Below are 20,782 nucleotides of genomic sequence, written 5' to 3' on the forward strand. Positions count from 1 at the left end.
CTGAAGCGAAGTTTTTTGAGGAGTTACACCATGAATGAAGACACCATCAAGGGCAACTGGAAGCAGTTCAAGGGCAAGATGATCGAGCAGTGGGGCAAGCTCACGAACGACGACTTCGATGTCATCGACGGCAAGCGCGAACAGTTCCTGGGCAAGCTGCAAGAGCGCCAGGGCATCGCCCGCGACGTGGCCGAAAAGCAGCTCAAGGAATGGCAGGACCGCCACCCCGACTTCCGCTTCAACGACTGATAGCGCGACCGCGCTGCGGGGCTTTCGCCCCGCCCCCGCCAGGCCACCCCTGGCGCACCGCCCCTACAAGATTCACACCCATTGCATTCAATTTCATCGAGGAGAAAACCATGACATTCCAACGCACCCTGATCGCCGCCTGCGCCGCCGGTCTGATGGCTACCACCGCTTTTGCCATGACCCCCGCAGAGCACAAGGCCGCCAAGGACAGCATCTCGGCGGACTACAAGATGAACAAGCAAAAATGCGATGCCCTCAAGGCCAACGCCAAGGACATCTGTATGAAGGAAGCCAAGGGCACCGAAGACGTGGCCAAGGCCGAGCTCGAAGCCCAGTACAAGCCCAGCGCCAAGGCCAGCCAGAAGGTGGCTGAAGCCCGTGCCGACGCCGCCTACGCTGTCGCCAAGGAAAAGTGCGACGACCTGACTGGCAACGCCAAGGATGTGTGCGTGAAGGATGCCAAGGCCGAACATGTGAAGGCCAAGGAAAACGCCAAGGTGGCCGCCGCCCAGGCCAAGCCTGCAGACACAGCGGCCGAGAAGGCCGCCAACGTGGCCGAGGCGCGCAAGGACGCCACCGCCGAGAAGAATGAAGCCAACTACAAGGCTGCCAAGGAGCGCTGCGAGACGATGACTGGCGACCTCAAGTCCAAGTGTGTGGACGACGCCAAGCGCATGTACGGCCAGAGCTGATGGGGCGGGCGCTGGGCGCCCAAGTCCCTTGCACTACCAGGCCCTGCCCGCCGCGCGCGGTGCAGGGCCTGGCTGCGTATGGCGTGGCCATGACCTGCATCAACACCCGGCCGGGCCGGGGCTTCTAAGCTCGCACCTTCGTTTGATCTGCCCGCCCAAGGAGTCCCATGGCCCACCTCGAATGGTCTGATGCGTTGAACCTCGACCTGCCCCTGATGGATGACACCCACCGGGAGTTCGTCGACTTGCTGGCCGCTGTGGACCAAGCCGGTGACGCCGACCTGCTGCCCCGCTGGCGCGCGCTGGTGGAGCATACCGAGCAGCATTTCGGGCAGGAAGACGACTGGATGGCCTCCACCCGATTTGCATCGGGCAACTGCCACAGCATGCAGCACAAGGTGGTGCTGCAGGTGATGCGTGAAGGCACGGCCCGCGCCGAACAGGGCGACCTGAAGGTGCTGCGCGTCATGGCCAGCGAGCTGGCGCTGTGGTTTCCGCAGCATGCGCAGAGCATGGATGCCTCGCTGGCCCTGCACCTGCGCCGTGTGGGGTTTGACCCTGTGACCGGCGTGGTGCACGCTCCCGGCGCGTTACCGGGTGCGTTGATCCACGGTTGCGGTGGGGCCACGTGTTCGGACACCGACGCCCCGGGTGCGAGCGAGCCCGCTGCCCGACGCGATATCGCGCCCGCTGTGGCTGCCTGACAGCGACGCAGCTGCGCTGTCTGCCCGCAGCGGCAAGCGTCAGCAGACGCTGAACGAACAAACGAGAGGCAGGCACGGCACGGCCAGAGCACCACTCTGGCGTGACCCGGGGGCCATCGGGCTTCCACCCGTGCAGCCGTCCTGCTTGTGTGGCATGCTGCCCCATCTCAAGGCAATTGGGGGCGGCGCGGCCGCTTCGCATCATGGCCGACACCACCCCTCCCGACGACCCCTGCGACGACACTGCCCGTCTCCAGGCCCTGCAGCGCTACGGCATTCTCGACACGCCCATGGAGCCCGCCTACGACGAGCTGGCCGACCTGGCGGGCTACGTGTGCGAAGCGCCCGTGGCATTGATCAGCCTGCTGGACAGCCAGCGCCAGTGGTTCAAGGCCGCCCGTGGGTTTGCGCTGCGGGAAACCCCGTTGAGCGAGTCGGTGTGCCGCTATGCCATCCGCCAGTCCGGCGTCTTCATCGTGCCCGACCTGGCACAAGACCCGCGCTTTGCGCACTATGCGATCGTCACGCAGAAGAACCCACTGCGCTTTTACGCCGGGGCGCCGCTGGTCACGCCCGATGGCTTTGTGCTGGGCACGCTGTGCGTGCTGGACCACCGGCCGCGCGAGCTGTCAGCCAAGGTGCAGGACCTGTTGTCCGCCCTGGCGCGCCAGGTGATCCGGCTGCTGGAGCTCAAGCGTGCCAACGACCGCCAGGGCCAGATGCTGATGGAGCTGGAGGCGGCGCGCCACCAGATGGCGGTGCTGGCCCACACCGATGTGCTGACCGGGTTGGCCAACCGCCGCTCGTTCACCGATCGCCTGCGCCAGGAATGGGCGCTGCTGCAGCGCGGCAATGAGCCAGCCAGCCTGTTGATGATGGACCTGGACCACTTCAAGCGCGTGAACGACGTCTACGGCCACCATGTGGGTGACCAGGCCCTGCAGCTGTTTGCCACCCTGTGCCGCGACGTCTTCCGGGCGGCCGATGTGCTGGGGCGCTGGGGGGGCGAGGAGTTTCTGGCCCTGTTGCCCGCCACCGGGCTCGACCAGGCACAGGTGGTGGCCGAGCGTGTGCATGCGGCGCTGGCCGCCCACCCGCTGCCCGGCATCGAGCCGGCGCTGGTGCTGTCGGTCAGCATGGGGCTCACCCTGTTCGACCCGCTGCGGCCGCTGGACATCACCCTGCGCCTGCTGGACTCTGCGCTCTATACCGCCAAGCGCGAGGGGCGCAGCCGCACCGTGGTGGTGTAAATGCTCTGCTTTTGATAGCTGCTGGCGCATATTGCACTAGCGCAACCCCCTGTTTTTACTAAAAATTGTGCCCCAGGGGCCTGCGCACGGCCCCCGGGACACCTTCAGAACTCCGGCCGGCGCGGCAACAGCAAGGCCGCTGTGCGCCACGCCAGGTCGCGCAGCGCCCGGCGCAGGGCGGGCGAATCTGCAGCGCCGCTTGCAGGCCCTCCGTGGCTGTGGTCCGCCTCGGCACGGTGGGGGCAAAAGGCTGCGTCCAGCACCTGCTGCTTGGCGCAGTGCAAGGCCAGCCGGTCCTGCGACCGCAGGGCCGCCATCAACTGGTCGCGGTGGCGCTGCACGCGGGCCGCTTCGGCGGCGGTCAGCGCGGGGCCCCTTGCGGGGCCGGTGCTGGCGGGCGGCGTCAGTGCCTGGGCCTGCGCCAGGTACTGGGCCCAGCGGGTGGTTTGCGCGGCGGCGTTCATGCAGCCTCCGCGCGGGGGGCTGCGGGGCGCTGCATGGGCGGCATGGTGGGGCGCGGGGGCGTGCCGCCTTGCGACAGCCCGTACCAGTTCACCTTGCGCGTCAGCACCATCACCGCTGCCAGCACCAGGAAGAGCGCAATCGCACCCACCACCAGCGCTGTCTGCTCGAGCTGCAGCAGTACGTACAGCAGGCCATACAGCAGCGCAATGCCCGCCCCCAGTGGCACACCGCGCGTGAGCCCGCCCAGCATGTGGCTGGCGTAATAGGCCAGCAGCAGCACACACGCGCTGGCCGCCACCGCGTACGAAATGCCAAACGGCAGGTGCTCCGACAGGCTCACCAGCAGCAGGAAGAAGCTGCACAGCGCGCTACCCACCAGCAGGTACTGCACTGGGTGCACGCGCAGCTTCTTCATCAGCTCGAACAGGCCCACGGCCACGAAGGTGAGGGCGATGAACAGCACACCGTACTTGGTCGCGCGGTCCGACAGGGAATAGGGATTCACCGGGTCGATGAAGGCCACGCTGAAGCTGTCGGCGCAGTCGCCCGGCGTGGCCCCGCTGTGTGCATAGTCGCTGCCCTCATCCGCGCCCAGGCAGATGCGCTTGCCGTTCGCAATGTCGGCCTGCGCCGTGGTGGCCAGCGACGACAGGCGCCACTGGGCCGAAAAGCCGGTCTTCTTGACCTCGCGTTCTGATGGCAGAAAGCGCCCGGCAAACGACGGGTGGGGCCAGCTGCTGGTCATCAGCACCTCGGTGTTGCCGCCCAGCGGCACGATGGCCAGGCGCTCGGTGCCCACCAGTTCCAGGTTCAGCGTGGCGGTCAGGCCATCGGCCTTGCCACGCACGGATTCGGGCAGCACCGCGTGCAGGCCCCGGCTGTAGGTGGGGTGGAAGGTGCCGGGCTTGAGGGCCAGCGCCTGGCTGCCCATGGTGAACTGCGCGGTGCGGATGCCGCGCGCGTCGCCCACGGCCATCATCACAATGGGTGCGCCGCAGTGCATGCGCGAATTCTTCATGCTGCTCTGCGGCAGCAGGCTGGCCAGCGAACCCCATTGCGCCGTCACGTGGGCCTTGAGGTTGTAGGTGTTCACCTTGTGCAGCCCGCGTGCGCGTTCCTCCATCGCGGCGCCGGTGGTGAGCTTGAGCTGCTCGGGCATGGCGGTTAGGATGAACTCGCGGCGCCTTTCGACCATGCGGCGCTCCTCGCCCTTGCCGACTTCTTCATCCCAGCTTTCCACGCAGGCGCTGTGGATCATGGGGCCCATCAGCGTCTGCGGCCCGGCCAGGCTCTCGGCCACGCTTTGTGCGGTGATGCTGCGGTAGCGCAGCCGGTCGCGCACCACGTCTTCGATCAGGCCCAGGCCAAAGAGCAGCAACACGGTGATGGCGGTCAGCGCCGCCAGCTTGGTGAACAAGGGGTGTTTGAACAAAAGATCCTCCACAAGTGACTGTTGTGGAGGCAGTGTTGTGGCGCGCTGTGAGGGCGCTATGAAGTTTGTGAGGCCAGTGTGAAGTGGGGATCGCTGGCGGTGGCTTTCGCTGCTCAGGCGACGCGGTACACCAGCTCCACCCGCAGCCCCGGTGCTGTGTTGCGCGCCACCATCTGCCCGCCGTGCAGCGCCATCACGCGCTGCACAATCGCCAGCCCCAGGCCCGATCCGCTGCGCTCGCCGCCCGGCCGTGCGGTGGTGAAAAAGCGCTCGCCCAGACGCGGCAGTGCGTAGTCGGGCACGCCGGGGCCGCTGTCCTGCACGGCCACCGTGGCGCCGTCCAGCTCCACCCGCACCGTGCTGCCCGCGGGTGCAAAGTCGATCGCGTTGTCCAGCAGGTTGGTCAGCGCCAGCGTCACCAGTTCGGCCTCCCACGGGCCGCTGGTGCCGTGCCCTTCCAATGCCAGCGTGATGCCGCGCTGCCCCGCGCGGGCGCGGGTCTGGGCAATGGCGGCCTCGGCGCAGTCGTGCAGCGCCACGGGCGCGCGGCCTTCGGCGTGCTGGCGCTGCTCCAGCTTGGACAGCTCCAGCAGCCGGTCGATGATGCGCTGCAGGCGTTCGCTTTGCTGCACTACCTGGGTCGCAAACTCGGCGCGGTCGGCGGAGGGCAGCTCGTCCTGCAGCAGCTCGCCCGCGCCGCGGATGGCGGCCACAGGACTTTTGAGTTCGTGCGTGAGGGCGCGCACATAACCCTCGATGTAGTCGCGCCCCTCGAGCCGCGCGCGCATGCGGTCCATGGCACGGGCCAGGTCGCCCAGCTCGCCGGGCACCTCGGGAACGGCCAGGGCCGTGGGGGGCGGAAGATTCGGGTCGTGGCGTTCGCCGTCGGCCGGGCCCTGCACGCTCAGGGCGTAGTCGCGCAGGCGGCGCACGTTCCACACCATCCACAGCGTCACCGCCACGCCCACGGCGGCCGAGAGCGCCAGCAGCAACAGCCCGCCCATGAACACCTTGCGCTCGGCCCGGTCGATGAAGCGCTGCACCGTGCGCGTGGGCTTGGCCACGGTGAGCACACCCGCGATCTGGCTTTTGACGTAGATGGGCGCGGCCACATGCATCACGCCGCTGGTGTCGTCATCTTCCACATCGCGCGTAGAGCGCGCGCCGTACTCGCCACGCAGCGTGCGGGCTACGTCGCGCCACTGCGAATAATCGGCACCGATGGCACGGTTTTCTGAGTCGAACAGCACGCGCCCCGTGGTGTCGGTCACATAGATGCGGTAGTCAAGCGACTGCTTGGAAAAGCCCCAGATGGCCGCATCAACGGGCCGCGTGGCGTAGCGCCGCACATGCTGGGCAAACGGGCTGGTGCTGCTGTTGTTGGCCTGTGCCGCCAGCCGCCCGGCGGCCAGGTCCTCGCTGGCCAGCTCGGCCAGGATGTTGGCCGTGTCCACCATCATGTCTTCCATCACCTCGCGCACGCTGGGCTTGATCTCGGCCATGAACACGCGCAGCACAAAGAATGCGGCGATGCCGTTGATGAGGAAGAAGGCGAACAGCAGACGGATGCCGAGGCGCATGGTGCGTTACTTCAAAAACAATAGCTGCCAGCGCTTGAGCGATGGACGCTAGTGGCCGATTGGGCTTCAGATGTCCAGGCAATACCCCATGCCCCGGTGCGTGCTGATGTACTCGCGCGCCGGGTCCACCTCGCGCAGCTTGGCGCGCAGGGTCTTGATGTGGGTGTCCACCGTGCGGTCGGTGCTTTCGCTGTCGTCGCCCCAGGCGGCGGCCAGCAGGGCGTCGCGCGAGTGGATGCGGCCTGCGCCGCGCAGCAGGTGGGACAGCAGGCGGTACTCGCGCCGGGTCAGCGGCAGGGCCTGGCCGCGCAGGCTGATGCGCTGGCCCGTCTCGTCGTCGTGGAACAGCGCGGCGGCCGTGGCGGCGGGCGCTGCCGGGTGGCTGTTGCCATTGCCGTGGCCCGCGCGGCGCAACAGAGCCTTCACGCGCGCAGCCAGTTCGCGCGGGCTGAAGGGTTTGGTCAGGTAGTCGTCGGCACCCAGCTCCAGGCCCAGCACGCGGTCGATTTCTTCGCCGTGGGCGCTGAGCATCAGCACGGGCAGGGCGGCGGTGGGCGCGGTGTTGCGCACATCGCGCAGCAGGTCCAGGCCGCTGCCGTCGGGCAGGCCCACGTCCAGCACCAGCAGGTCAAACCGTGCGCTCTGCAGCTGCTGGCGCGCGTCGTGCACCAGTAGGCTGTGCGTGACGGTCAGGCCATCGCGCTCCAGCGCATAGGCCACGGTGCGGGCGATGGCGGGGTCGTCTTCGAGCAGCAGCAGGCGGGCGGACATGGAGGGTCAGCGTGCGACGAGGATGGGGAACAGCTTGCCCAGCCCGTCGGCCATCACTTCCACGGCCAGCGCAGCCAGGATGAGGCCCATCAGGCGGGTCATCACATTGATGCCGGTTTTGCCCAGCACGCGCGCAATGGGGTCGGCCAGCGCAAAGCAGACGGCCGTGGCCAGCGCGATGACCACACCGTAGCCCACCAGCGCGGCGTGCTGCCAGAAGGTCTGGGCGCGGTCGGCATAAATCACCACGGTGGACATGCTGGCCGGGCCGGTGAGCAGCGGAATGGTGAGCGGCACCACGGCAATGCTGCTACCGGCGGCGGCCTTTTCGGCGCCTTCTTCGTATTCGTTGGTGCTGGGCTTTGCCTCGGCGGGCTGGGCGTTGAGCATGTTCATCGCGCTGATGAGCAGCAGCATGCCGCCGCCCACCTGGAAGCTCTGCAGCGAGATGTTGAAGAAGTCGAGGATCTGCAGGCCCAGCAGCGCACAGGCTGCAATCACGCAGAACACGCTGAAGCTGGCCACCTGGATGGTGCGGCGCCGCTGCGGGTACGAGAAGCCCTGCGTGTAGTGGATGAAGAACGGCACGATGGCCAGTGGGTTCACGATGGCCAGCAGGGTGATCAGGGGTTTGAGGTCCATCAGGGCGCTCCCAAGGGCAAGTGGGCAGGGTGGTTCTTCGGGGGGCTCAGGCCAACGGCAGATGAGGGTGGCGCAGCCCGGGCTGTGCGCGAGTATGCGGTGTTTTCTGCGCCGTTTGGCGGCCAGGCATGCTGCATTGCAGCGTGCCTGCCACGGGTGGCTCCGGGCCTTCTCTCCTAGCGCCCGCCCGACACATCCATCAAGGTGGCTGTGGTGTAGCTCGCTGCGGGCGACATCAGCCAGACGATGGCCTCGGCCACCTCGTCGGCCGTGCCGCCGCGCTGCATGGGCACCTGGTGCGAGAGGTCGCGCACCCGGTCGGGCAGGCCGCCGCTGGCGTGGATGTCGGTCTCGATCAGGCCCGGACGCACGGCGTTCACACGGATGCCCTCGGCCGCCACCTCGCGCGCCAGGCCGATGGTGAAGGTGTCGATGGCGCCCTTGGCCGCCGCGTAGTCCACGTACTGGTGGGCCGAGCCCAGGCGCGAGGCGGCGCTGGACACATTGACGATGGCACCGCCGCTGCCGCCGTGGCGCGTGCTCATGCGCCGCACGGCTTCGCGGGCGCAGACGATGCTGCCGATCACGTTGGTGTCGAACATGCGGCGCAGGCGCTCGGTGCTCATTGCGTCCACCCGGGCGGTCACGTCCACCACCCCGGCGTTGTTGACCAGGGCGCTGATGCGGCCCAGCTGGGTGTCCACGGCCTGGAACATGGCCAGGATGTCGGCTTCGTTCGCCACGTCACCCTGCACGGTGATGGCGGTGCCGCCGTCTGCACGGATGGCATCGACCACGCTCTGGGCGGCGGCCTCGTTGGCGAGGTAGTTGACGGCCACGGCCCAGCCATGTTTTGCGGCCAGCCGTGCGGTGGCGGCGCCAATGCCCCGGCTGGCGCCAGTGATTAGTGCGATCTTCTCCATGGGGTGGGGTCTCCTGCAAGAATGGCGCATTGGAACAGGTTCTGCCCCCCCGCAGCGCAGCGTCCTCACCCATAGCGCGGACCCTCTGCGCACCATACGTACCAAATCCAAGGAGCATTCAGCATGGGACAGTTTGTCGATCTGACGTCGAGTGACGGTTTTGTGGCCCCCGCCTGGGTCGCCAGGCCCGAGGGCACGCCCCGTGGCGCCGTGGTGGTGCTGCAAGAAATTTTTGGCGTGAACTCGCACATCCGTTCGGTGGCCGACCGCTACGCAGCCAGCGGCTACCTGGCCGTGGCGCCATCCACCTTCCACCGCGTCAAACAGGGGGTGGAGCTGGGCTACACCGGTGACGACATGCAGGCCGGCATGGGCCTGAAGGCCGCGGTCGAAGCCTTGCCCGCGCCGGGCGTGCTGCCCGACATCCAGGCCGCCATCGACTACGCCGCGCAGCAAAGCGGCGGCAAGGTGGGCATCGTGGGCTACTGCTGGGGCGGCCTGCTGACTTGGCGCTCAGCCTGTCTGCTGCAGGGCCTGTCGGCCGCCGCGCCGTACTACGGCGGTGGCGTGACCACGCCGGAAGAAGTGGCCCGCACGCCCAAGGTGCCGGTGCTGGCCCACTTTGGCGAGCGCGACCACTGGATTCCACTGGACAGCGTGCAGGCCTTCGGCAAGGCCCACCCAGAGGTCGAAGTGCATGTGTACGCCGCCGACCACGGCTTCAACTGCGACCAGCGCGGCAGCTATGACGAGGCCGCCGCCAACACGGCGCGCGAGCGCACCTTGGCCTTCTTTGCCAAGCACCTGGGCTGAGACCGCGACAGCACGGCGACACGGTAGCGAACAACCAACGGGGGTGGTCATGGCGGATTTCAGGCGTTTTTGGTCCCAAGCGCTAGTCCGTCATGCGCTGGAAGCTATGGGTTTGATAGCGCTATGCACCGCCACCCAAGCGGCCGACTACACCGGCCCCTTGTTTGACGCCCACCTGCACTACAACGAAGAAGCGTGGGACGGCCGCTCAGGCCCGCACCCACCCGCCGATGTGCTGGCGCGCATGAAGGCCAGCGGCGTACGCGCCATCGTGGCCAACTCGCGGCCCAATGCCGGGTCGCTCACCCTGGCGGGCCTGCCGCAGACCCGTGAGGCCGGTGTGGCGGTTGTGCCGTTTGTGCGGCTGTACCGCAACCGCGCCGACTACACCGGCTGGTTTGCCGACGACACCATCTACGACATGGTGCAGACCGAACTGGCCCGGGGCACGCCGGCCGGCCCGTACCGGGGCCTGGGCGAATTCCATCTCTACGACAGTGCCAACGCCAACGGCCCCGTGGCCAAAAAGCTCATGGCCCTGGCCGAGCAGCGGGACCTGGTGGTGCTGGCCCATGTGGACGACACCGCCATCGACCTGCTGATGGCCAACACCCCGTCCCAAGGCCGGAAGGCGCGGCTGATCTGGGCCCACACCGGCATTGGCGGCGCGCCTGTGGAGCGGGTGGACGCCCTGATGGCCCGCTACCCGGGCCTGGTGGGCGAACTCTCGTACCGCCCCGGCCTGGTCTGCGACGACAACCAGCTGTGCCCCGCCTGGCGCGCGCTGCTGCTCAAGTACCCCACGCGCTTCGTGATCGGCTCGGACACCTGGGTCAACCAGCGCTGGCAGCACTACGAAAGCCTGATGCAGGGCTACCGCCAGTGGCTGGGCGGCCTGCCCGCCGATGTGGCGCGCAAGGTGGCGTGGGACAACGCGGCAGGGTTGTTTGGGGTGGCCCGGCCATAACGCACTGGAGCGCGCGCTCCTTGGTCTGGCTGACGCCCCGCGATACGGGCGCTGACCCCGCCGCTCAGCGGGATGTCACCTCGTCCTCGCCAGATACCGCTTGCGCCAGAACAGCAGCACCAGCGACACCGCGATGAACACCATCGACCCCATGGCCCACCAGAAGCCGTCGGCCTTGTGCACCAGTGGAATGAACTCGAAGTTCATCCCGAAAATGCCCGCAATCAGGTTCAGCGGCAAAAACACGGCCGTGAGCGCCGTGAGGGTGCGCATGATGTCGTTGGTGCGGTTGCTCTGCACCGAAAAGTGCATCTGCACGGCGGTTTCGGTGCTCTGCTCCAGGCGCCGCACGTGGTGCACCACGCGCTCGATGTGCTCCAGCACGTCGCGGCTGCGCACCTTGAGCAGGTCCAGCTCGCGCAGGCCCGCCGGCGTGTCGGGCAGGGCCCAGGTTTCCAGCGCGTCGATCCAGTCCTGCACGGCGGTGCGCTGGTCTTCGCAGATCTCGTCGAGCATGTGCAGCGACAGGCGCGCTTCGAGCAGCGAGGTCCAGTTCACGTACCGCGCGCGGGGCTTGAGCAGTTCGGTCTGCCAGTGGTCCAGCTGGCGGGTGAGCTCGCGGCGCAGGTCCAGGTAGCCGTCCACCATCTGGTTGACCACGCGCAGCATCAGGTCGGCGGGACTGGTGGGCAGGCGTGCGCCCGAGATCGGGCTGCTGCGGCCCTCGCCCATGCCGGGGCTGGCGTGGGCGTTGCCGTGGGCGTGGCTGGTATTGCTGGCGCTGCTGGTTCCGTTGCCGATTCCATTGCTGTTGGCCGGGGTGGCTGCCAGCAGCCGCGTCGCGTAGGCATCGCGCACCGCGCAGTCGGTGGGGTGCACGGTCAGCAGCAGCTGGTCGAACACCGCAAATCCCACGGGGCTGGTGTCGATGCGCCGCAGCACGGGCGGGCCGCTGCGCTTGACCGGGGCGTTGGGGTTGTTGTCGGGCTCGGCGGCAACGGCCGGTGTGGCGGGGGCAGCAGGCCCGGGCTGCCCGGCCTGCGCAGCATCGCCCTGCACCGTGGCCAGGCGGCGGAACACCAGCAGGTCGTACTGCGAGGTGTAGTCGTAGTGCGAGGGCAGCTGGGCGTTGAGCAGGTCGGACACATGCAGGTCCACCAGCTGCAGCCCGATCAGCGCCTGCAGGCGGCCCTGGATCTCGGCGAGCCGCGCCTGAAAGGCCGGACGCGCGCAGGCGATCCAGAGGAAACCCTGCGCCGGCATCTGGGCGGGCAGGGCGGTGAGCTCCTGCACGCCGCTGCTGTGGATGTGAAAGATGCGCATGGACACCGTGGTTTCAGTCAAAAGCGCCGGTAGCGCTAGTGGAATATGCGCTGATAGCTATTATTTTTGTAGCTTACGTGCCACGTCGCGCGCAAAGTAGGTCAGCACGCCGTCGGCGCCTGCGCGCTTGAAGGCCAGCAGGCTTTCCATCATCACGGCGTCGTGGTCCAGCCAGCCGTTGGCGGCAGCGGCCTTGATCATGGCGTACTCGCCGCTCACCTGGTAGGCAAAGGTGGGCACGTGGAACTCGTCCTTCACCCGGCGCACGATGTCCAGGTAGGGCATGCCGGGTTTCACCATCACCATGTCGGCGCCTTCGGCGATGTCGATGGCCACTTCGCGCAGGGCCTCGTCGCTGTTGCCGGGGTCCATCTGGTACACGTTCTTGTCGGCCTTGCCCAGGGCGCCGCGCGTGCCCACCGCGTCGCGGAACGGGCCGTAGAAGGCGCTGGCGTATTTGGCGCTGTAGGCCATGATGCGGGTGTGGATGTGGCCCTGCACCTCCAGCGCCTCGCGGATCGCACCGATGCGCCCGTCCATCATGTCGCTGGGGGCGACGATGTCCACGCCCGCCTCGGCATGCGTGAGCGCCTGGCCAGTGAGGATCTCCACCGTCTCGTCATTGATGATGTAGCCGGTCTCGTCCAGCACGCCGTCCTGGCCGTGGCTGGTGTAGGGGTCCAGCGCCACGTCGGTCATCACGCCCAGGTCGGGAAACTCCTTCTTCAGCGCCCGCACCACGCGCGGGATCAGGCCGTCGGGGTTCAGGGCTTCCTTGCCGTCCGGCGTCTTGAGCGACGGGTCAATCGCCGGGAACAGCGCCAGCACCGGGATGCCCAGCTTCACGCAGTCGGCGGCCACGGGCAGCAACAGGTCCAGGCTCAGGCGGTCCACGCCGGGCATGGAGGTCACGGCCTCGCTGCGGTTCGTGCCCTCGTGCACGAACACGGGGTAGATCAGGTCGTCCGCGGTGACCACGTTCTCGCGCACCAGGCGGCGGGTGAATGCATCGCGGCGCAGGCGGCGGGGGCGGTTCTGGGGGAATGGGGCAGGGCTTTGGAGATGCATCATCGGATTATGAAGCCCTCCCCAAGGCGCCGGGCACCTATCCGCACCCCGGTGGCATGGGGTGGGGCCGCGGTCGTTGGCGCTCCGGGCCCGCTGTGGAAAAGCCGCTTGTAACCGCCCATGCCCAGTGCTAGATTGGTGCCGGGCGGCTTGCCGCCCCCCGCTTTTCCTCCCTGAGCGGGACCTGGGCTGCAGCGATGCGGCACAGGCTTTCCCGGCCCGGCGGATCTGCCGGGCTTTTTTTTGGGGTTGTCCCGTCGGAGTGGCGTAGGCCCGTAAACTGCCCCCATGCTCTGGGTCAAAGCCTTTCACATCGTTTTCGTGGCCAGCTGGTTTGCGGGCCTGTTCTACCTGCCGCGCATCTTCGTCAACCTGGCGATGGTGGCGCCCGGCTCGGCCGCCGAGCGCGACCGCCTTCTGCTCATGGCACGCAAGCTGATGCGCTTCACCACCCTGCTGGCCGTGCCCGCCATTGCGCTGGGACTGTGGCTGTGGCTGGGCTACGGCATCGGCCGGGGGCCCGGCAATGGCTGGATGCACGCCAAGCTGGCCGTGGTGGTGCTGGTCATCGGCTACCACCATGCGTGCAGCGTGCTGCTGCGCAAGCTGGCCGACGGCACCAGCCGCCGCAGCCATGTGTGGTTCCGCTGGTTCAACGAAGCGCCGGTGCTGCTGCTGCTGGTGGCCGTGGTGCTGGTGGTGGTCAAACCCTTTTGACGGAGACGCAGAGGGCGCATGCACAAAACCTCTGCCTGGCCGCTCGCGCTGACGTATACGGCGCTGATCGTTTTTGCCAGCCTGTTCCCGTTTGACGGGTGGCGCGAGCAGGGCATCGACCCCCTGGTCTTCCTGCTGGCCCGGTTGCCCCCGCCGTACTGGACGGGGTTTGACGTGGTCACCAACCTCGTGGGGTACGCGCCCCTGGGCTTTTTGCTGGTGCTGGGCCTGTTGCGCTCGGGCTGGCGGCGTGTGCTGTGGGCGGTGGCGCTGGCCACGCTGGTGGGCACGCTGCTGTCGCTGTGCATGGAATTTCTGCAGATCTACCTGCCCCGGCGCGTGCCCTCCAACCTGGACCTGGCGCTCAACGCGCTGGGCACGCTGGCCGGTGCACTGAGCGCCGCGCTGCTGGAGCGGCTGGGGGCGCTGGACCGCTGGAGCGACTTCCGGGCGCGCTGGTTTGTGTCCGACGCTTCGGGCGGCATGGTGCTGCTGGCGCTGTGGCCGCTGGCGCTGCTGTTTCCGGCAGCGGTGCCCTTTGGCCTGGGCCAGGTGCTGGAGCGGCTGGAGGCCGCGCTCATCGACCTGCTGGCCGATACGCCGTTCCTGGAGTGGCTGCCCCTGCGCGAGACCGAGCTGGACCCGCTGTCACCCAGCGGCGAGCTGCTGTGCGTCACCCTGGGGCTGCTCATCCCCTGCCTGCTGGGGTATTGCGTGATCCGCCAGATGGGGCGGCGCGCCCTGTTTGCGCTGGCGGTGGTGGGTGTGGGCATTGTGCTGACCGCGCTGTCCGCCGCACTCAGCTGGGGCCCCGTGCACGCCTGGGAGTGGATGGACCTGCCCGTGCGCGTGGGCGTGTGGGCGGCGCTGGCGTTGGCCCTGCTGATGCTGGCCCTGCCGCGCCGTGCCTGCGCTGCCGTGCTGCTGCTGGCGCTCACCTGGCACCTGGCACTGCTGAACCAGGCGCCTACCAGTGCCTACTTTGCCCAGACGCTGCAGATCTGGGAGCAGGGCCGTTTCATCCGTTTTTATGGCCTGGGCCAGTGGCTGGGCTGGCTGTGGCCCTACCTGACGCTGCTGTATGTGGTGTTTCGGGTGTCCCGGCGAGAGGGCGGGGCCTGAGTCGCAGGGCGATGGCCTCCGGCTTTCTGTGTGGCCGGGCAGGGACTTGGGGCGTGGCCTCGTCCGCTGGGAGAGGCAGGGGTCCTTAAAATGCAGGGATGAGCGACACCCCTTCCGCACCGGCCGCAGCGCCCGGTTACTACCAGCGCCACATCTTCTTCTGCCTCAACGAGCGCACCAACGGGGAAGACAGCTGCGCGCACCACAACGCACAGGCGGGTTTTGACCGCTGCAAGGCCCAGGTCAAGGCAGCCGGGCTGGCGGGTGCCGGCAAAGTGCGCGTGAACAAGGCCGGTTGCCTGGACCGCTGCGCGGGCGGCCCCGTGGCGGTGGTCTACCCCGAGGGCACCTGGTACACCTATGTGGACGTGGCGGACATCGACGAAATCGTCGAATCGCACCTCAAGAACGGCCAGGTGGTGGAACGTCTGGTCACGCCAGCGGAACTTGGCCGCTGAGCGCGGCTCCATCCCTGTCTTGGAACAATTTTGGCAGCAGGCGCTAGTGGATCATGCCCCTGCTGCTATTGATTGAGTAGCAAATCCGTGAATGCCCAGACCGAACGCCTGACCCTGTCCGGCCCCGCAGGCGCCATCGAGGCCGTGCGCGACAGCGCCACCCTGGCCGATGGCGCGGCGCCCCGTGGCGTCGCCATCATCGCCCACCCGCATCCGCTGTTTGGCGGCACCATGGACAACAAGGTGGTGCAGACCCTGGCGCGCGCGTTTGTGCAGTGTGGCTGGACGGCGGTGCGCTTCAACTTCCGCGGCGTGGGCGCTACGGCCGGCGTGTACGACGAAGGCCGGGGCGAGTTGCAGGACCTGCTGGCGGTGGTGGAGCAGGTGGCTCCCGCCGCCGAGGGGCAACCCCTGGCGCTGGCGGGGTTTTCTTTCGGTGCGTTTGTCACCAGCCATGCGCTGGAGGCACTGTGGCCCACGCACCGCGTGGAGAAGGCCGTGCTGGTCGGCACGGCCGCCAGCCGCTTCACGGTGGCCCCGGTGCCGCCCGATGCCCACCTGCGCACGCTGGTCGTGCACGGCGAGCAGGACGACACCGTGCCGCTGTCCGCCGTGATGGACTGGGCCCGGCCCCAGATACTGCCTGTCACAGTCGTCCCCGCAGGCGGTCATTTCTTTCACGGACAATTGCCGCTTCTGAAGAACCTGGTGGTCCGCCACCTGCAATCGGGCGCCTGAGGGGCGCCGCCCGGACCGGCTCCGGCCGTCCGTCGTCTTCCCTCTCCCGCCCACTCTCCCACCCCTTTTTCGAGCCTCTCCAGCCCCCTCCTGCCCCATGAAACGAATCCTGTCTGCGTTGCGATCCCTGGCCGTCTTTGCTGCGGTGGCCCCGGCTGCCTTTGGCGCCCTGGCCCAGGCACCCCAGCCCCCCGAAATCGCCGCGCGCACCTACCTGCTGGTGGATGTCACCGCCAACCAGGTGCTGGCCGCCAAGGACATCGACGCGCCGGTGGAGCAGGCTTCGCTCACCAAGCTCATGACGGGCTACCTGGTGTTTGATGCGCTGCGCTCCAAGAAGATCGCGCTGGACCAGAAGCTGCCCGTGAGCGTGCGCGCCTGGAAGATGCCCGGCTCGCGCATGTTCATCGACCCCAAGATGCAGGTGCCGGTCGAAGACCTCATCAAGGGCATGATCGTGCAGTCCGGCAACGACGCCACCATGGCCCTGGCCGAAGGCGTGGGCGGCACGGCCGAGAACTTCGTCAAGCTCATGAACGACCAGGCGCAGGCGCTGGGCATGAAGGGCACGAGCTACAAGAACCCCGAAGGCCTGACGGAGCCCGGCCACACCACCACGGCGCGCGACCTCTCTGTGCTGGCCATGCGGCTGATGAAGGACTTCCCGGAGTACATGCACTACTACTCCACCAAGCAGTACAGCTACCCGGGTACTCCGGCATCGAACGGCAGCAACCGCAATTCGCTGCTGTTCCGCGACCCCACGGTGGATGGCCTCAAGACCGGCCACACCGCTGCGGCGGGCTACTGCCTGGTGGCCACGTCCAAGCGTGAATTCCCCGGCGTGGGCCAGCGCCGCCTGCTGTCCATCGTGCTGGGTGCCGCGAGCGAAAACGCGCGCGCGAACGAAAGCCAGAAGCTGCTGAACTGGGGTTACACCGCGTTCGAGGCGGTCAAGTTGTTTGACGCAGGCAAGCCGGTGGCGACCCCTGCCGTCTGGAAGGGCAAGGACAGCGTGCTGAAGATCGGCCGCGAGGAGGCCATCGTGGTCGCCGTGCCCGCCGGCAGCGCTGGCAAGGTCACCACCCAGATCGCCCGCCCCGACCCGTTGGTAGCGCCCTACGCCAAGGGGCAGGCCATTGGCACCCTCAAGGTCATGCTGGGCGACCAGTCCATCGGCGAAGTGCCCCTGGTGGCGCTGGAGGCGGTGGAGCAGGCCGGCATCCTGGGCCGTGCCTGGGATGCCATCCGCCTCTGGATCAAGTGACGCTGCGTTGCAGAAGGTGGCGAACCACTTCTGAAACCATAGCTGGCTGCGCAGGTCCGGCATATGTCGGGCCTGTTTTCGCTCCTTTTGCGGCCAGTTCCTGTCAGATCACCGGGATGGCTGCAGGTGCCAGAAACTGCTGCAAGCCGCAGTGGGCTTGCCTTTCAGGGGGCATCCTGCTACATTAGAAGGCTTTTCGGAATTTCCGAAGGGATTCACGTTTTCGCTTTCACGAAGCAAATTCACGTTTAGGGACGTATTTCATGCCAACCATTAATCAACTGGTCCGTCAGGGGCGCGAGGTCGAAAAGACCAAGTCCAAGAGCCCTGCGATGGAAAACTCTCCACAGCGCCGTGGCGTGTGCACCCGTGTGTACACCACGACGCCTAAGAAGCCTAACTCCGCTCTGCGTAAGGTCGCCAAGGTGCGCCTGACCAACGGTTTTGAGGTGATCTCCTACATCGGCGGTGAAGGCCACAACCTGCAGGAACACAGCGTGGTGCTGGTTCGCGGCGGTCGTGTGAAGGACTTGCCCGGTGTGCGTTACCACATCGTGCGTGGCTCGCTGGACTTGCAAGGCGTGAAAGACCGCAAGCAAGCCCGCTCCAAGTACGGCGCGAAGAAGCCAAAGGCCAAGTAAGCCCTGGCCCTTTCGGCCTGAAGAATTTTCGGTGCTGTTTTTCCGCGTGGCGCGGAGGTGCAGCGTAGTGACCCCAAACGCAGGTGTTCTGCGCGGGTCGAGTAAGTGGGAGTCCAGAGATTGGCTCTCGCGGTGTCTGAAAAGATGCCAACTGAAGCAAAGATAGAGGTAAAAAATGCCACGTCGTCGCGAAGTCCCCAAACGTGAAATCCTGCCGGATCCCAAGTTCGGCAATGTAGAGCTGTCCAAATTCATGAACGTGATCATGGAAGGCGGCAAGAAGGCAGTTGCAGAGCGCATCATTTACGGCGCCCTGGAACTGATCGAGAAGAAGCACCCCGATAAGGACCCTCTGGAAGCCTTCACCGTTGCCATCAACAACGTGAAGCCCATGGTGGAAGTGAAGTCCCGCCGCGTGGGCGGTGCCAACTACCAAGTGCCCGTGGAAGTGCGTCCTGTCCGTCGTCTGGCCCTGTCCATGCGCTGGATCAAGGAAGCCGCCCGCAAGCGTGGTGAAAAGTCGATGGCCCAACGCCTGGCCAACGAACTGCTGGAAGCCACCGAAGGCCGTGGCGGCGCCATGAAGAAGCGTGACGAAGTGCACCGTATGGCCGAAGCCAACAAGGCATTCAGCCACTTCCGCTTCTAAAACGCGGATTTGCCCTGATATAGGCCCAAGGCTGCTGGCGTTTTGCCTGCAGCCTTGTGTCGATTTCAGGCAGTCACAAAATTGACGGGTTGCAGCGCCAGAATGCTGGGCCCGCCCCCCGAATAACACGACCCATCCAAGGATCCACCATGGCTCGCAAGACCCCCCTCGAGCGTTACCGCAATATCGGTATCTCGGCCCACATTGACGCTGGCAAGACCACCACGACCGAGCGTATTCTTTTCTACACCGGCGTGAACCACAAGATTGGTGAAGTGCACGATGGCGCGGCCACCATGGACTGGATGGAGCAAGAGCAAGAGCGTGGCATCACGATCACCTCGGCTGCGACGACCTGCTTCTGGAAGGGCATGGACATGTCCTTCCCAGAGCACCGCATCAACATCATCGACACCCCTGGCCACGTGGACTTCACGATTGAAGTGGAGCGTTCCATGCGCGTGCTGGACGGTGCCTGCATGGTGTACTGCGCCGTGGGTGGCGTGCAGCCCCAGTCGGAAACCGTCTGGCGCCAGGCCAACAAGTACAAGGTGCCACGTCTGGCCTTTGTGAACAAGATGGACCGCACCGGTGCCAACTTCTTCAAGGTCGTGGACCAGATGAAGCTGCGCCTGAAGGCCAACCCTGTGCCAATCGTGATCCCGATCGGTGCCGAAGAAAACTTCAAGGGCGTGGTCGACCTGCGCAAGATGAAGGCCATCATCTGGGACGAAGCCTCCCAGGGCATGAAGTTCAACTTCGAAGAAATCCCGGCCGATCTGGTGGCAACTGCCACTGAATGGCGCGAGAAGATGGTCGAAGCCGCTGCTGAAGCCTCTGAAGACCTGATGAACAAGTACCTGGAAGAGGGCGATCTGTCGGAAGAAGAGATCACCCAAGGCCTGCGTACTCGCACCATCGCTGGTGAAATCCAGCCCATGCTGTGTGGCACTGCGTTCAAGAACAAGGGTGTGCAGCGCATGCTGGACGCCGTGATCGAACTCATGCCTTCGCCGCTGGACGTGCCTCCAGTGCCTGGCTTCGACGAAGACGACAAGGAAGTCACCCGCAAGGCGGACGACAACGAGAAGTTCTCCGCCCTGGCATTCAAGCTGATGACCGACCCGTTCGTGGGCCAGCTGACGTTCGTGCGTGTGTACTCCGGCGTGCTCTCCAAGGGCGACACCGTGTACAACCCCGTGCGTGGCAAGAAGGAACGTATTGGCCGTATCGTGCAGATGCACGCCAACGAGCGCCAGGAAGTGGACGAAATCCGCGCCGGTGACATCGCTGCCTGCGTGGGTCTGAAGGACGTGACGACCGGTGAAACCCTGTGCGATCCAGCCGCCGTGGTGACGCTGGAGCGCATGGTGTTCCCTGAGCCTGTGATCCGTCAGGCTGTGGAACCCAAGTCCAAGGCCGACCAGGAAAAGATGGGTATCGCCCTGTCGCGCCTGGCCGCTGAAGATCCATCGTTCCGCGTGCAGACCGACGAAGAATCCGGCCAGACCATCATTGGCGGCATGGGCGAGCTGCACCTCGAAATCATCGTGGACCGCATGAAGCGCGAATTCGGTGTGGAAGCCAACGTGGGCAAGCCCCAAGTGGCCTACCGCGAAACCATCCGCAAGACGGTGGAAGAAGCCGAAGGCAAGTTCGTGCGCCAATCCGGTGGTAAGGGTCAGTACGGCCACGTTGTGCTCAAGATCGAACCCAACGAAGCCGGCAAGGGCATCGAGTTCGTGGACGCGATCAAGGGCGGTGTGGTGCCTCGCGAATTCATCCCGGCCGTGGAAAAGGGTATCAACGAAGCTGTGACGCAAGGCGTGCTGGCTGGTTACCCCGTGGTGGACGTCAAGGTCACGCTGCACTTCGGTTCGTACCACGATGTGGACTCGAACGAACTGGCGTTCAAGATGGCTGCCATCTTCGGCTTCAAGGAAGGTTGCAAGAAGGCCGGTCCGGTCATTCTGGAACCCATGATGGCCGTGGAAGTGGAAACGCCTGAAGACTACGCCGGTAACGTGATGGGCGACCTGTCCAGCCGTCGCGGCATGGTGCAGGGCATGGACGACATGGTCGGTGGCGGCAAGGCCATCAAGGCCGAAGTACCCCTGTCCGAAATGTTCGGCTACTCCACGACCCTGCGCTCCATGTCGCAAGGTCGCGCTACCTACACGATGGAATTCAAGCACTACAGCGAAGCCCCTCGCAACGTGTCTGAAGCCATCATGGCCGCGCGCGCCAAGTAAGTAAGCACTTCGCCCGGGCCCTCGTGGTCCGGGCTTTGTTTTGTCTGCGATCCGGTGCC

22 protein-coding genes are annotated in these 20,782 nt (G+C 66.4%); 14 read left to right on the plus strand and 8 right to left on the minus strand.

What is annotated here, in order from left to right:
* Positions 1-30: 30 nt before the first annotated feature.
* The 4 genes from C8C96_RS05605 (at position 31) to C8C96_RS05620 (ending at position 2,895) form a co-directional block, all read left to right on the plus strand.
* Positions 31-249: a CsbD family protein gene (locus tag C8C96_RS05605; RefSeq protein WP_056057504.1), complete on the plus strand. Its 219-nt coding sequence runs from the start codon at positions 31-33 to the stop codon at positions 247-249.
* A 110-nt stretch (positions 250-359) separates the two neighbouring features.
* Entirely contained in the window at positions 360-941 is a 582-nt protein-coding gene (locus tag C8C96_RS05610) for a hypothetical protein (RefSeq protein ID WP_056057507.1), read from the plus strand.
* 167 nt (positions 942-1,108) lie between these two features.
* On the plus strand, positions 1,109-1,645 hold the full coding sequence (locus tag C8C96_RS05615; protein ID WP_121941720.1) for a hemerythrin domain-containing protein: 537 nt from the start codon (positions 1,109-1,111) through the stop codon (positions 1,643-1,645).
* A gap of 203 nt (positions 1,646-1,848) precedes the next feature.
* On the plus strand, positions 1,849-2,895 hold the full coding sequence (locus C8C96_RS05620) for a sensor domain-containing diguanylate cyclase (RefSeq protein WP_015012168.1): 1,047 nt from the start codon (positions 1,849-1,851) through the stop codon (positions 2,893-2,895).
* 104 nt (positions 2,896-2,999) lie between these two features.
* On the opposite strand, the gene C8C96_RS05625 is transcribed toward C8C96_RS05620, so the two are convergent.
* From C8C96_RS05625 to C8C96_RS05650, 6 genes are all read right to left on the minus strand, one after another.
* Complete coding sequence (locus tag C8C96_RS05625) at positions 3,000-3,359, minus strand: hypothetical protein (protein ID WP_233584166.1); 360 nt, start codon at positions 3,357-3,359, stop codon at positions 3,000-3,002.
* Positions 3,356-4,792, minus strand: a complete 1,437-nt coding sequence (creD, locus tag C8C96_RS05630) for a cell envelope integrity protein CreD (protein WP_121941721.1) — start codon at positions 4,790-4,792, stop codon at positions 3,356-3,358. Before creD ends, C8C96_RS05625 begins: the two co-directional genes overlap by 4 nt.
* A gap of 113 nt (positions 4,793-4,905) precedes the next feature.
* A complete protein-coding gene (gene creC / locus C8C96_RS05635) occupies positions 4,906-6,372 on the minus strand; it encodes a two-component system sensor histidine kinase CreC (protein ID WP_121941722.1) in 1,467 nt (488 codons plus the stop codon).
* 66 nt (positions 6,373-6,438) lie between these two features.
* Complete coding sequence (locus C8C96_RS05640; RefSeq protein WP_121941723.1) at positions 6,439-7,143, minus strand: winged helix-turn-helix domain-containing protein; 705 nt, start codon at positions 7,141-7,143, stop codon at positions 6,439-6,441.
* A gap of 6 nt (positions 7,144-7,149) precedes the next feature.
* Positions 7,150-7,785 carry a MarC family protein gene (locus C8C96_RS05645; RefSeq protein ID WP_055402029.1) on the minus strand — a complete coding sequence of 212 codons (636 nt, stop codon included), beginning with the start codon at positions 7,783-7,785 and terminating at the stop codon, positions 7,150-7,152.
* 176 nt (positions 7,786-7,961) lie between these two features.
* Positions 7,962-8,708: an SDR family oxidoreductase gene (locus tag C8C96_RS05650; protein WP_121941724.1), complete on the minus strand. Its 747-nt coding sequence runs from the start codon at positions 8,706-8,708 to the stop codon at positions 7,962-7,964.
* Between the two features lie 123 nt (positions 8,709-8,831).
* On the opposite strand from C8C96_RS05650, the gene C8C96_RS05655 reads away from it, so the two are divergent.
* On the plus strand, positions 8,832-9,521 hold the full coding sequence (locus C8C96_RS05655) for a dienelactone hydrolase family protein (protein ID WP_121941725.1): 690 nt from the start codon (positions 8,832-8,834) through the stop codon (positions 9,519-9,521).
* 106 nt (positions 9,522-9,627) lie between these two features.
* Positions 9,628-10,488 (plus strand): amidohydrolase family protein, encoded by an 861-nt coding sequence (locus tag C8C96_RS05660; protein WP_121941726.1) that lies wholly within the window; start codon positions 9,628-9,630, stop codon positions 10,486-10,488.
* 75 nt (positions 10,489-10,563) lie between these two features.
* On the opposite strand, the gene C8C96_RS05665 is transcribed toward C8C96_RS05660, so the two are convergent.
* Both C8C96_RS05665 and hemB read right to left on the minus strand, forming a co-directional pair.
* Entirely contained in the window at positions 10,564-11,811 is a 1,248-nt protein-coding gene (locus tag C8C96_RS05665) for a magnesium transporter CorA family protein (protein ID WP_199737445.1), read from the minus strand.
* 60 nt (positions 11,812-11,871) lie between these two features.
* On the minus strand, positions 11,872-12,879 hold the full coding sequence (gene hemB, locus C8C96_RS05670; protein ID WP_056057768.1) for a porphobilinogen synthase: 1,008 nt from the start codon (positions 12,877-12,879) through the stop codon (positions 11,872-11,874).
* Positions 12,880-13,167: 288 nt separating this feature from the next.
* Here hemB and C8C96_RS05675 point away from each other — a divergent pair, with 288 nt between their 5' ends.
* The 8 genes from C8C96_RS05675 to fusA all read left to right on the plus strand — a co-directional run bounded on the left by C8C96_RS05675 (position 13,168) and on the right by fusA (position 20,723).
* Complete coding sequence (locus C8C96_RS05675) at positions 13,168-13,596, plus strand: CopD family protein (RefSeq protein WP_015012180.1); 429 nt, start codon at positions 13,168-13,170, stop codon at positions 13,594-13,596.
* 18 nt (positions 13,597-13,614) lie between these two features.
* Entirely contained in the window at positions 13,615-14,718 is a 1,104-nt protein-coding gene (locus C8C96_RS05680; RefSeq protein ID WP_056057538.1) for a VanZ family protein, read from the plus strand.
* Positions 14,719-14,816: 98 nt separating this feature from the next.
* The gene (locus C8C96_RS05685) at positions 14,817-15,176 is read left to right on the plus strand and encodes a ferredoxin (RefSeq protein ID WP_121941728.1); all 360 of its coding nucleotides are present in this window, start codon (positions 14,817-14,819) and stop codon (positions 15,174-15,176) included.
* An 87-nt stretch (positions 15,177-15,263) separates the two neighbouring features.
* Positions 15,264-15,914: an alpha/beta hydrolase gene (locus C8C96_RS05690; protein ID WP_121941729.1), complete on the plus strand. Its 651-nt coding sequence runs from the start codon at positions 15,264-15,266 to the stop codon at positions 15,912-15,914.
* Between the two features lie 97 nt (positions 15,915-16,011).
* The gene (locus C8C96_RS05695) at positions 16,012-17,181 is read left to right on the plus strand and encodes a D-alanyl-D-alanine carboxypeptidase family protein (protein WP_121941730.1); all 1,170 of its coding nucleotides are present in this window, start codon (positions 16,012-16,014) and stop codon (positions 17,179-17,181) included.
* 263 nt (positions 17,182-17,444) lie between these two features.
* Entirely contained in the window at positions 17,445-17,822 is a 378-nt protein-coding gene (gene rpsL, locus C8C96_RS05700) for a 30S ribosomal protein S12 (RefSeq protein ID WP_015012185.1), read from the plus strand.
* A 175-nt stretch (positions 17,823-17,997) separates the two neighbouring features.
* The gene (gene rpsG / locus C8C96_RS05705; protein ID WP_005798541.1) at positions 17,998-18,471 is read left to right on the plus strand and encodes a 30S ribosomal protein S7; all 474 of its coding nucleotides are present in this window, start codon (positions 17,998-18,000) and stop codon (positions 18,469-18,471) included.
* Between the two features lie 149 nt (positions 18,472-18,620).
* The gene (gene fusA, locus C8C96_RS05710; protein WP_056057548.1) at positions 18,621-20,723 is read left to right on the plus strand and encodes an elongation factor G; all 2,103 of its coding nucleotides are present in this window, start codon (positions 18,621-18,623) and stop codon (positions 20,721-20,723) included.
* The last annotated feature ends 59 nt before the right edge of the window (positions 20,724-20,782 follow it).

Source organism: Acidovorax sp. 100 (assembly GCF_003688355.1).
GTDB lineage: Bacteria > Pseudomonadota > Gammaproteobacteria > Burkholderiales > Burkholderiaceae_C > Acidovorax > Acidovorax delafieldii.